Below are 11,283 nucleotides of genomic sequence, written 5' to 3' on the forward strand. Positions count from 1 at the left end.
CCGCGAAAGGCCCACCGGCTAGGCTGCCCCCGTGAGCACCGCGACCACCGACGCCCCAGCACTGGCACTGCGCCTGTACGACTCCGCCGCGCGCGACGTCGTCCCCCTGGCCCCCACCGTCACCCCCGGGGTGGTGGGCATCTACCTGTGCGGCGCCACCGTCCAGGGCTCCCCACATATCGGCCACATGCGCTCGGGCATCGCCTTCGACGTGCTGCGCCGCTGGCTGGAGCGCTGCGGGCAGAAGGTCGTCCTCATCCGCAACGTCACCGATATCGATGACAAGATCCTGTCCAAGTCCGCCGCCGCCGAGCCCTCCGTTCAGTGGTGGGCCTGGGCCCAGCGCTTCGAGCGCGAGTTCGACGCCGCCTACCGCGCCCTCGGCGTCGCGCCCCCCACCTACGAGCCGCGCGCCACCGGCCACGTCCCCGAGATGATCGACCTCATCTCCCGCCTCATCGACGCCGGCCACGCCTACGTCGGCTCGCCGGGCAACGTCTACTTCGACGTCGCCTCCCTGCCCGACTACGGCTCGCTCACCAACCAGCGCCTCGAGGACCTCGCCACCACCGAGGACGAGGCCCAGATCGACGACGACGTCGAGGCGGACAAGCGCTCCCCGCGCGACTTCGCCCTGTGGAAGGCCGCCAAGCCCGGCGAGCCCTCCGACGCCGCCTGGGACACCCCCTGGGGGCGCGGCCGCCCCGGCTGGCACCTGGAGTGCTCCGCCATGAGCCGGCGCTACCTCGGCGATGAGTTCGACATCCACGGCGGCGGCATCGACCTGCGCTTCCCCCACCACGAGAACGAGCAGGCCCAGTCCCACGGCGCCGGCTGGGGCTTCGCCCGCCACTGGGTCCACAACGCCTGGGTGACCATCAAGGGCGAGAAGATGAGCAAGTCCCTGGGCAACTCGCTCGTCGTCGCCGAGCTGCTCAAGGCCTACCCCGCGCCCGTCCTGCGCCTCGCGCTGGGCACCGTCCACCACCGCTCCACGGTGGAGTTCTCGCAGGAGACCCTCGGCGACGCAGCCGCCCTCTGGGAGCGCCTGACCGGAGCGATCACCCGCGTGTTCAAGCAGTACGCTGACGGCGGGGGCAACCTTGTGGACGCCCCCGCCTCCGAGCTGCGCTCGCGGCCCCTGCCGGCCGAGTTCACCGCCGCCATGGATGAGGACCTCAACCTCGCCGCCGCCATGGCCAGCGTCCACGCGGCCCTCAAGGCCCTCAACGCCGCCCTCGCCGCGCCCGCCCCCGAGCCCGCGGCGATCGCCGCCGCGGCCCTCGACCTGCGCGCCATGCTCGACGTCCTCGGGCTCGACCCGCTCGCCGAGCCCTGGCGGGCGGGCGTCCTCGGCGGCGCCGGGTCCGACGGCTCCGATGCCGCCATGGGCGCCCTCGACCACCTCGTCGCCGCGCTCCTCGATGAGCGCGCCCAGGCCCGCGCCGCCAAGGACTGGGGCCGCGCCGACGCCCTGCGCGACCAGCTCGCGGCGGCCGGCGTCGTCGTCGAGGACTCCGCGGGCGGCGCCCGCTGGCACCTCGGCTGAGCAGCCTCTCTCCCCCCGACCACCAGCCACCACCCCCATGACGACCCGCTGATAGGAGGGCATGCGATGCCCGGCAACGAGCAGTACCCGGGCCCCCGGCGCCGCCCCGGGACCAAGAAGGGCGCCACCAAGGGGTCGGGCGGCAACCGCCGCCAGCGCCTCGAGGGCAAGGGCCCCACCCCCAAGGCCGAGAACCGCGTCGGCCACCCCAAGGCCCGCGCGAAGGCCCGGGCGGAGGCCCGCGCCGTCGGCGCCAACCAGCGCGTCAACCAGATGGAGCGCCTCAAGAAGGGCTTCGGCGTGCCCGAGGGCTTCGAGGTCGTCTGCGGCCGCAACGCGGTGGCCGAGGCCGCCCGCGCCGGTGTGCCCATCAGCCGCGTCTTCATGGCCGTCTCGGCCGCCTCCGATGACCGGCTCGGCGCCGTCGTCCGGCGCGCCGCGCTGCTCGGAGCCCCGGTCCTGGAGACCACTCGACTCGACCTCGACGCCCTCACCGACCGCGCCGCCCACCAGGGCGTGGCCATCGAGATCCCCGCCTACGAGTACGCCACCGCCGCCGACCTGCTCGACCGCGCCCGCTCGCTCGGCCACACGCCCCTGCTCATCGCCCTCGACCAGGTCACCGACCCCCACAACCTCGGGGCGGTCCTGCGCTCGGCCGGGGCCTTCGGCGCCGACGGCGTCATCATCCCCGAGCGCCGCAGCGCCGGGGTCACCGCCACCGCCTGGAAGGTGTCCGCCGGCGCGGCCGCCCGCGTGCGCGTGGCCCGCGAGACCAACCTCGTGCGCGCCCTGCGCGAGCTGAAGAAGGAGGGTTGCTTCGTCGTCGGGCTCGACGGCGGGGGCGACACGCCCGTGGGAGAGCTCTCCCTGGCGGACGCGCCGCTCGTCATCGTCACCGGCGCCGAGGGCGCGGGGCTGTCCCGCCTCGTGCGCGAGACCTGCGACATCATCGCCTCCATCCCGATCTCGGCGAGCGTGGAGTCCCTCAACGCGGCCGTCGCCACGGGCATCACCCTCTACGAGGTGGACCGCCTGCGCCGCGCGGCGGCCGAGGGCTGAGCTGGCGGGGCGGGAACCACGGGGCGGCACTGGGCGCCCCTGGGTGGCTCTGGGCGCCCTTGCGCCGCCCTCCATTCACACGCGGGCCGGATTGCTGCCACAATGGGCCGCAGTCAACCCCGAGGAGACCGCCATGGCACAGGACGCATCGCAGCGCTGGAACCGCACGGAGGGCGTCGTCATCGCCCCCGGCACAGCGCCCCAGGACGTGGCCGCGCGCCTGGACTCCGAGCGCGTCGTCGCGCGCCTCGAGTGGTACCCGAGCACACCGCACCTGCTGTCGATCACCCTGCTCACCGACGCCGAGGCGCGGGTCGCCGTCACCCCGCCCAGCCGCGGCGGCGTCGTGCCCGGCATGGGGGTCAGCGAGCTGGCCGAGACCCTCGCCCGAGCCTTCAGCGCCTCGGTGACAATCGGCCCCGCCTCCTTCGACGCCCTTCCCGACGACGCCGAGCTGCCCGAGCTCGCCCGCCACGCCACCCCCACGGCGCGCACCGTCATCGTCTCGCCGATCAGCGCCTACATGGTGCCCCTGCAGGCCACGCTCCTCGAGCGCCCCCTCGCCGTGGCCACCCTCCCGGAGATCGACCGCCGCATCGTCCTGCACTCCGGCGAGGGCCTGTCGCTCGGCATGTTCGGCTGGGACGAGGAGTCGCTGCCCGCGCTCGTCCTGACCGTCGACGAGGGGGATATGACCGTTCGCGCCGTCACCACGGGGGACTCCGAGGACGACGCCGTCTTCTCCTGGGGCATGACCTCCCAGTACGTGTGGGGCGGGGTGGCCGAGCCGGGGCCCGCGCTGAGCGCCGTGGTGGACGACCTCCTCACCGATGTCACTGACGCCTCGGCGATCGCCGCCGCCATTCCGGGCGCCGACGCCGAGGCCGTCGCCAAGGCACTGGCCACCCCGGGCGCCGCCGGTCTGACCGCGATGGTCGAGGCCCTGGGGCTGCCGGGCTGGGTGGACCAGGTGCTCTCCGGCGCGCTGGCGCCCGTGGAGGTGCCCGGCGTCGTCGTCCACGAGCCCCGCGGCCTGGCCAACGCCGTGACCCGCTCCGTGGGCCTCATGGTGAGCGACCCGGGCACGCCCGGCCAGGCGATCCGGCAGGCCTACGTGGAGACCGTCACGGAGAAGCCGTGGACGGTGCGCGCCGCCCTCGTCCTGGAGGGCGGGGTCGGCGGGGCGCTGCTGGGCGCGGCCATGCGCCGTCGCGGCGGGGTCCACAAGGGGGTGGCGGCGGTGGGCGCCATGGTGCTCGTCGACGCGATCCTCCAGGCCTCACTGGCCTCCGTGGTGCGCCACCGCGAGCTGCGCCGTCGCGCTGACGAGGAGACGCGCCTCGTCGACGCCCAGCTCGTCTCCGACTGATCCACCGAGACCGGGCGATCAGCACGGCGAGAATTGCTCTGGCCCGTCGCGCGGAGGCTCGCCCCCTCCGCAACCGGCTTGGGCAGGTCGGAGTCGGAGAGGACTCACGCGCGGCGTCCCTACTCGGTCCGGCGCCAGTCGCGTAGGCCGATCAGCGCCAGCGCCGTCCCCAGGGCCAGCATGAGGAGTGCTCTCCACACGGTCCCGGACGAGACGTCCGCGCCCGCGTACACGCGGACCAAGGCGTCGAACCAGATCTTCAAGGGATTCCACTCCAGGGCTCCCTTGAACCACTCGGGCAGGGGGTCGATCGGGCCCGCCGCGCCTGAGCCGAAGAAGAGGATGAAGAAGATGGCCGCCGTCAGCGCCTGGATGGTGCGGGCCCCGAATGGCAGCGTCCCGAAGAAGAAGCCGACGGCGCACAGGAACGCGATGAGGCTGAGGTTCAGGACGATGAACGCCGGGCTCGCTGCCTCGGCCCGCAGCCCGTGGGCGAGCCCCACCACGGCGATGATGATGGCTGAGGCGAGCGCCATCATCACGAGCATGGCGATCGTGATCGCGGCGCCGAAGACCTTCCCGGGCAGGGGGAGGGCCTTGTACCTGCGGTCGACCTGGCGCGAGCGCAGCTCGGCGACGTAGATGGGCAGTCCCATGAGGAGGAGGTTCGCCCCGATGGTTCCGATCAGGGAGGGGAACATCGTGTCGATGAACCGCAGATCCGTGTCGGGGATCGGCTCCTCCGCGTATGGGAGGCACAGGAACACGTAGACCACCAGGGGGAGGGCCAGGGAGAAGAAGACGGCCACGGGCTCCCGCAGGAGCAGGAGCAGCTCCTGGATGGACCAGACGCGCAGCATCCTTCGCTGCGATCCCGCCTTGTCGTCGCGCGCCATCATGCCGCCTCCTCGCCTGAGAGCGCCGCGGGCCGCGGCACCGGGCCATCGCTCCTGCTTCTGCTGCTCGTGCTGTCCGCCACGACGATGGCGAACACGTCCTCCAGACGGACCGGGCCCATGCGGGTCTCCATGCTCCCCGCGCCGGGGGCGCGGTCGATGGACCGGGCCAGGTCCTCCATCTGGGCGGCGCTGCCGACGACGACCAGGGAGTTCCCGCTGCGCCCGTAAGGGCGCCCGGAGGCGCGCACCAGGGACGACGCCTCGGGCGTCGGAGACATGATCCGCAGGCGCCGGTCCCCGTCCAGGGCGGCGAGCACCTGCTCGACCGAGCCGCGCAGGCGGATCCGCCCGTCCGCCATGACCAGCAGGTCGTCGCAGAAGGCCTCCGCCTCCGCCATATCGTGGGTGGTGGCCAGCACGGCGCAGCCCGCGGCGCTCTGGGAGCGGATGAAATCCCATACGGTCGCCCGCCCCTCGGGGTCGATACCGCTGGTCGGCTCGTCGAGAACCAGCAGGGAGGGGCGGCCCAGCGTCGCGCACAGGATGTCCAGGCGCCGGCGCTGCCCACCGGACAGGTTGTCCACCGTGGCGCCGAGGAAGGCGTCCACGCGCAGCCTCTCGGCGAAGGGCCGCCAGTCTGCGGGGTCGCGGTACAGGCACGCCACAGCCCGGATGACCTCGCGGACCTTGATCTTGGCCGGCAGGCCGGAGGTCTGCAGCTGGACGCCGACGTGGAAACGGTGCTCGCCGCCGGGGACCACCGGGATCCCGGCGATCGTGGCCCGCCCCGCGCTGGGACGGCGCAGGCCGATGAGCATCTCGACCGTCGTCGTCTTCCCGCAGCCGTTGGGGCCCACCAGGACCGCTGCGCGCCCTGCCTCCAGGGTGAGGTCCACGTGGTCGACGACGTTCACGCCGTCGTAGGTCTTGGTCACCCCCTCCAGGGTGGCGACGGCGGGGCCGGAGCGCCGGTCGCGGTTGGGCCAAGCGGTGGTCATCGTGGTCTCCTTCCTGGTGGCGGGGCTCAGAGACGGGCGGCGCGCGGGCTCAGCGCTCGCTCAGGCGGGCGTTGACGGCATTGATCGTGCGGCGGTAGCGCAGGTAGTTGGCCACCCAGATCACGGTGTAGATGATCAGGAAGACCACGGCGAAGCCGAGGGCCGTGGAGGCGGAGAACCACTTGAGGTACCAGCCGGCCGTGAGGACGGAGCCACCCACGAGGCCCAGGTGCGCGAGGGTGCTCGTGGCGATGCTCAGGCGGTCGGAGCGGTAGACCTCGGAAGCGAGCATGCAAACCCCGCCGAGCAGGGCGTAGACGAGCAGCTCGACGAGGACGGCGACGTTCTCGTTGGCGAAGCCCGACAGGAAAGCGGGGTTCCCGGGGGTGTATCGCGTGCCGCCGGCGGAGGAGACGACGAGCGTCTGAAGGGTTCCGACGGTCACGCCCGCGAGGGATCCGGTCCCGAGGCTCTTGAGGAGGTGTGCGGCGATCATTGGGATTCTGTCCTGTCTGTATGGGGCTAGAGGCCGAGCGCGGCCTTGAAGCGGGGGATCGAGCGCCGCGAGACGAAGCAGCGGGTGCCGTCGCGCAGTTGGACGCAGATCGTCCCGGCGCCGGACATATCCATGAAGGCCACGTGCGCCAGGTTGACGATCTCTCCCTGGTTGATGCGGATGAAGTCACTGCCTGGCAGGAGGCGCTCCAACTCGTGCAGGCGCGGCTGGACGCGCCAGGTGCCGGCGGCGTCGTGGGCGTAGACCCGCTTGTCGCGAGTGAAGAAGCGCAAGACGCGGGCGGGCTCCAACAGGACGGTGCGATTGCCGCCAGTGCCGGTCAGGCGGGGAGGAGCGCCCAGATGGGTCAGTGCCGACTCGATCTGGCGCACCTCCTCGTCCAAGGCCTGGGCCCGGACGCTCACCTCCGTCTCCTCGACACGGGGATCGACGTGGATGCTGATCTTCATGACTACCTCAGGCGCGTGCGGTGGGGCGGGGCTCGCGCCCCGCTATCCAGTCAAGCGCAGCCGCGGGCGGGAGTGGGCATGGATCCGGACAAGCGGTCGGTGCCGGGGGACAAGTGGTCGTCGGACTGCCTCGATCCCGATCGGCCGCCACCGCCCCAGCCACCGCCCAGACCGCTCCAGGACATCCGAGACACGATCGATGCCTCAGATGTCCTGACGCACCACAGTCTCGCCGTGCCGTTCGCCCGTTCTCGTGCAGGGAGGGGCGTTCACTCGCCCTTGAACTTCATGCCGGCGGTGAAGCCGAAGGGGTTGGCGCTGTAGGCCTCGGCCGTCTCCTCGTCGCGGGCCGCGAACTCGGCGTCGTCCTCGATCGGAGCTTCCTCCTCGTCGTCGACGAAGATCGCCGCCATCTCCTGGGTGTCCCCGAGCGACAGGTAGGACTCCTCATCCCAGTGCTGGGGGAGCACATGGGCGATGTAGTCCTGCACGGCCTCCTCGGTGGACACATCCCGCTGCTGGGCCTCCGACATGTACCAGCGGTGCTCCAGGACCTCGTGGAAGATCTCCGCGGGCTGGAGCTTGCGGCGCAGCTCGATCGGCACGGACTGGATGGTCGGCTCGAAGACCTCGGCGAGCCAGCTGTGCGCCACCTGCTCGATGGGACGGTCCCGCATCCCGCGCGTGGCGCGGTAGGCCTCCAGGTCGTTGAGCATGCGGCGCCCCTGCCGCTCCTGGACATCCAGGCCCGTCAGGCGCAGCAGGCGGCGGTGGTAGTAGCCGGCGTCGACGACCTTGGGCTGGATGACGAGGTGCTCCCCGGTCTCGTCCGTGCGCATGTTGAGCTCGCCGACGTCGAATCCCTGCTCGTTGAGCTGCTCGATACGGCTGCGCACCCGCCAGCGCTCCCCCATGGCGAAGGACTCCTCGCCGGTGAGGATCTCCCACAGGTCGTGGTAGCGCTCGACGATCCGGTCCCCGACCTCGATCGTGTCGACGCTCGGCTCCAGGAGCGCCCCCGCCTGCAGGTCCATGAGCTCGCCGATGATATTCGTGCGGGCGACGTCGATGTCGTAGAGGCGCTTGCCCTCCGTGAGCCCGCCCTCGGGGTAGAGCTCGCCCGTCTCCGCGTCCACGAGGTAGGCGGCGAACTCGCCGGCGTCGCGGCGGAACAGCGTGTTGGACAGCGAGACATCCCCCCAGTAGAAGCCCAGGAGGTGCAGGCGCACGAGGAGCACGGCGAGGGCGTCGATGAGGCGGGTGGCGGTGTCCGGGCTCATGTACTGGCTGAACAGGGCGCGGTAGGGCAGCGAGTAGGACAGGTGCTCCGTGACGAGGGCGGAGTTGAGATGCTCGCCGTCGACGCCCATGCGGCCCGTGATGACGGCGGTCGGGATGACGCAGGGGGCGCCCAGGCGCACGAGGTCTCGCAGCAGCTCGTACTCGCGGTGGGCGACCGACTCGCCGATCTCCTTGACCGCGATGACGCGCTCGGAGAGGTTGACGAAGCGCACGACGTGCCGTGACAGGCCGCGCGGCAGGGCCGCCAGGACATCCTGGGGCCACTCCTCCAGGGGGAGCTCCCAGGGCAGGTCGAGGAGGGCCGGGTCGATCGTCGCGGCCGAGATCTGCATGGACATGAGCATGGGACGATTCTTGCAGGAATCCCGCGGCGACGGGCCGCCCAGGTGGTCACGGCCCGGCGGCGGGCCGCCCGGTGCCCGCGCATGCGAGGAGCCCCGCCCCCGCCGTGGTGGGAACGGGGCTCCGGTGCGGGCCCGGCCCGGAGGCCGCGGCTCGCGGATGCGATCAGGCGGGCAGGCGCTCGCCGGTGGCCGCGGAGAAGATGTGCTCCTGGCCGGGCTTGATGCGCACGTAGACCGTCTCGCCAGCGCCCGGCGCGGTGCGCGGGGGAACGCGGACGATGATCTGGCTGGAGTCCTCGCCGCTGCCGAGCTTGTCCTCCGAGCCCTCAGCGCCCACGAGCTCGCCGTAGATGTAGGCGTCGGAGCCGAGCTCCTCGACGAAGGACACGCGCACCGGGATCGAGTGCTCGTCAGAGGCGGAGACCACCTCGAGGGACTCGGGGCGGAAGCCGATGGCGACCTTGCCGCCGTCCTCAGGCTTGATGGCGTCGAGGGTGGCGCGGCTCAGCTGGATCTTCGCCGAGCCGATGGAGGCGACGTCGCCGCTGACGGTGAAGTGCCCCAGGTTCATCGCGGGGGAGCCGATGAAGCCGGCAACGAACTCGTTGGCGGGCTTGTCGTACATCTCGCGCGGGGTGCCGACCTGCTGGAGGAGTCCGTCCTTGAGGACCGCGATGCGGTCGCCCATGGTGAGGGCCTCGGTCTGGTCGTGGGTGACGTAGACCGTCGTGACGCCCAGCGAGCGCTGGAGGGAGGCGATCTGCGTGCGGGTCTGGACACGGAGCTTGGCGTCCAGGTTGGACAGCGGCTCGTCCATGAGGAAGACCTTCGGCTTGCGCACGATGGCGCGGCCCATGGCCACGCGCTGGCGCTGACCACCGGAGAGGGCCTTCGGCTTGCGGTCGAGGTACTCGGTCAGGCCGAGGATCTTGGCGGCCTCGCGGACGCGCTTGTCGATCTCCTCCTTGGGAGTACCGGCGATCTTCAGAGCGAAGCCCATGTTGTCGTGCACGCTCATGTGCGGGTACAGGGCGTAGTTCTGGAAGACCATGGCGATGTCGCGGTCCTTGGGCTGGACATCGGTGACGTCGCGGTCGCCGATGAGGATGCGGCCGGAGTTGACGTCCTCCAGGCCGGCGAGCATGCGGAGCGACGTCGACTTCCCGCATCCGGACGGGCCGACGAGGACGAGGAACTCGCCGTCGGCGATCTCGAGGTTGAGCTGATCCACCGAGGGGCGGTCGTTGCCCGGGTAGATGCGGGTGGCGTGATCAAAGGTCACGGTAGCCATGGAGTTATTCCCTTCACCGGCAGGTACGTGCCGGACGATCCGTAGTGGAGAGGTGCCGGGATGTCAGCGTTGACGAAATTCGATCGAGTCGGGCAGCGCGTGGCGTCCTTGGCGCGGTGCCGGGGCGGGAGCCCTCGACGGGTGTCATAATGTCATGGCCCACTCCGAAGCGCGACATCCGATGGGAGGAGACCTGGGCAAATGCAGTGTGAACTGCATCACATGCTGTGGTCCCTTCTGCTCGGCCGGTACTCTGGCCGCATGACGCAGTCCCCTGTCTCTCTTCCTCCGTCGATCAGCGGACTGCGGGCGGGCGCCACCGTCGGCGGCTACAGGCTCCTGCGGCGCCTCGGCGCCGGGGGCATGGGCGCGGTCTGGGAGGTGGCCGATGAGGCTGGCGACCGCGTCGCCATGAAGATCCTCCACCCGCAGATCGCCGCCGACCCCATGGCCCGGCGCCGCCTCGATCGGGAGGCCCAGGTCCTGGCCCGGGTCCGGGACGCCCGCGTGGCCCGCATCCTCGACATCGAGACCGGCGACTCCGAGTCCGCCCACGGCATGACCTTCGTCATCACCGAGCTCGTCGAGGGCCCCACCCTCCAGCGCGAGGTCGACCACGAGGGCGCCTACGACCTCGTCACCGACGCCCGCGACCTCTCCGACCTCGCCCACGGCCTGGTCGACGCCTTGCGGGCCGTCCACGCGGCCGGCGTCATCCACCGGGATCTCAAGCCCTCCAACGTCATGCTCGGCGCCCAGGGGCCGGTCCTCATCGACTTCGGCATCGCCCAGGTCGCCGACGACGTCCGCCTCACCCAGACCGGCCAGGTCACCGGGACCCCCGGATTCATCCCACCCGAGATGCTCGACGGTGACGAGCCCTCCCCCGGCGTCGACTGGTACGCCTGCGCGGGCGTGCTCCTCTTCGCGGTGACCGGCCGCGCGCCCTTCGGCTCCGGCCCCTGGCAGGTGGTCTTCCGCCGCGTCTATGCCGGGACGCCCGAGCTCGGTGATCTGCCCGAGGACTGCCCCGCCCTGGCGCGCGCCTTCCGCGCGGCCCTGGAGCCCAGGGCCGCGGACCGCCTCTCGATCGACGACCTGCTCTCCGTCCTCGACGAGATCGCCGACGGCGGGGACGGCTCGCGCGCTCTCGCCGCGGTCCTGCCCGGGGCCGGTGGCGTTGAGCCGCGGCCGTCCTTGGGCTCCCAGGGCCCGCTCTATCGCGCCCCGTCGGTGGGCGAGCCGAGCCCGACGTCGGTCCAGCGCCCGGGTGGCAGTCCGACGATGAGCCCGGCGGCCTCCGGATATGGGACCTCCCCCGGCGCCTACGGGCGGGCTCCCGCGCCGAGCCCGTTCCAGGGCGCCGCCCCCGATGCGAGGTCTGGGGCCCAGGCGATCCCGGCCTCCTACGCCCCCGGCTCCGGCGCTGGGGGCGCGGGTGGGCCCGGCGGGGCGGTTGGCGCTGGCGGGAGTGTGCCCGGTGGTGCCTCGCCCGTGGGCCTG

General features: G+C 72.0%; 10 protein-coding genes. 4 read left to right on the plus strand and 6 right to left on the minus strand.

The genetic code is table 11. The features are described 5' to 3' along the window. The first annotated feature begins 31 nt into the window (after nt 1–31). The 3 genes from cysS to A1QA_RS0106140 all read left to right on the plus strand — a co-directional run bounded on the left by cysS (nt 32) and on the right by A1QA_RS0106140 (nt 3,980). Entirely contained in the window at nt 32–1,549 is a 1,518-nt protein-coding gene (cysS, locus tag A1QA_RS0106130; RefSeq protein WP_017178042.1) for a cysteine--tRNA ligase, read from the plus strand. A gap of 66 nt (nt 1,550–1,615) precedes the next feature. Continuing rightward, entirely contained in the window at nt 1,616–2,611 is a 996-nt protein-coding gene (rlmB, locus tag A1QA_RS0106135) for a 23S rRNA (guanosine(2251)-2'-O)-methyltransferase RlmB (protein ID WP_017178043.1), read from the plus strand. A gap of 133 nt (nt 2,612–2,744) precedes the next feature. After that, entirely contained in the window at nt 2,745–3,980 is a 1,236-nt protein-coding gene (locus A1QA_RS0106140) for a hypothetical protein (protein ID WP_017178044.1), read from the plus strand. Nucleotides 3,981–4,099: 119 nt separating this feature from the next. Here the strand turns inward: A1QA_RS0106140 and A1QA_RS0106145 are convergent, their stop codons facing one another. From A1QA_RS0106145 to A1QA_RS0106175, 6 genes are all read right to left on the minus strand, one after another. Beyond that, nucleotides 4,100–4,879: an ABC transporter permease gene (locus A1QA_RS0106145; RefSeq protein ID WP_017178045.1), complete on the minus strand. Its 780-nt coding sequence runs from the start codon at nt 4,877–4,879 to the stop codon at nt 4,100–4,102. Further along, nucleotides 4,876–5,877 (minus strand): ABC transporter ATP-binding protein, encoded by a 1,002-nt coding sequence (locus tag A1QA_RS13765; RefSeq protein WP_017178046.1) that lies wholly within the window; start codon nt 5,875–5,877, stop codon nt 4,876–4,878. Before A1QA_RS13765 ends, A1QA_RS0106145 begins: the two co-directional genes overlap by 4 nt. 49 nt (nt 5,878–5,926) lie before the next feature. Continuing rightward, complete coding sequence (locus A1QA_RS0106160) at nt 5,927–6,373, minus strand: DUF3021 domain-containing protein (protein ID WP_017178047.1); 447 nt, start codon at nt 6,371–6,373, stop codon at nt 5,927–5,929. Nucleotides 6,374–6,399: 26 nt separating this feature from the next. Further along, nucleotides 6,400–6,843, minus strand: a complete 444-nt coding sequence (locus A1QA_RS13770) for a LytTR family DNA-binding domain-containing protein (RefSeq protein ID WP_017178048.1) — start codon at nt 6,841–6,843, stop codon at nt 6,400–6,402. Between the two features lie 269 nt (nt 6,844–7,112). Next, nucleotides 7,113–8,489 carry a DUF4032 domain-containing protein gene (locus tag A1QA_RS0106170; protein WP_017178049.1) on the minus strand — a complete coding sequence of 459 codons (1,377 nt, stop codon included), beginning with the start codon at nt 8,487–8,489 and terminating at the stop codon, nt 7,113–7,115. A 163-nt stretch (nt 8,490–8,652) separates the two neighbouring features. Next, complete coding sequence (locus A1QA_RS0106175) at nt 8,653–9,780, minus strand: ABC transporter ATP-binding protein (RefSeq protein ID WP_017178050.1); 1,128 nt, start codon at nt 9,778–9,780, stop codon at nt 8,653–8,655. Between the two features lie 261 nt (nt 9,781–10,041). Here A1QA_RS0106175 and A1QA_RS13775 point away from each other — a divergent pair. Further along, nucleotides 10,042–11,283, plus strand: a 1,242-nt coding sequence (locus tag A1QA_RS13775) for a serine/threonine-protein kinase (protein ID WP_244266073.1), incomplete at its 3' end; no start/stop codon positions are given.

It is taken from the genome of Actinomyces timonensis DSM 23838 (assembly GCF_000295095.1).
In the GTDB taxonomy this organism is placed as follows: Bacteria; Actinomycetota; Actinomycetes; order Actinomycetales; family Actinomycetaceae; genus Actinomyces; species Actinomyces timonensis.

What these genes read in the sequence shown, in the direction of transcription:
- A1QA_RS0106160 (WP_017178047.1), bottom strand. Translation starts at nt 6,373, where the DNA reads ATGATCGCCGCACACCTCCTCAAGAGCCTCGGGACCGGATCCCTCGCG.
- A1QA_RS0106170 (WP_017178049.1), bottom strand. Translation starts at nt 8,489, where the DNA reads ATGCTCATGTCCATGCAGATCTCGGCCGCGACGATCGACCCGGCCCTC.
- A1QA_RS0106140 (WP_017178044.1), top strand. Translation starts at nt 2,745, where the DNA reads ATGGCACAGGACGCATCGCAGCGCTGGAACCGCACGGAGGGCGTCGTC.
- A1QA_RS0106145 (WP_017178045.1), bottom strand. Translation starts at nt 4,879, where the DNA reads ATGATGGCGCGCGACGACAAGGCGGGATCGCAGCGAAGGATGCTGCGC.
- rlmB (WP_017178043.1), top strand. Translation starts at nt 1,616, where the DNA reads ATGCCCGGCAACGAGCAGTACCCGGGCCCCCGGCGCCGCCCCGGGACC.
- A1QA_RS13765 (WP_017178046.1), bottom strand. Translation starts at nt 5,877, where the DNA reads ATGACCACCGCTTGGCCCAACCGCGACCGGCGCTCCGGCCCCGCCGTC.
- A1QA_RS0106175 (WP_017178050.1), bottom strand. Translation starts at nt 9,780, where the DNA reads ATGGCTACCGTGACCTTTGATCACGCCACCCGCATCTACCCGGGCAAC.
- A1QA_RS13770 (WP_017178048.1), bottom strand. Translation starts at nt 6,843, where the DNA reads ATGAAGATCAGCATCCACGTCGATCCCCGTGTCGAGGAGACGGAGGTG.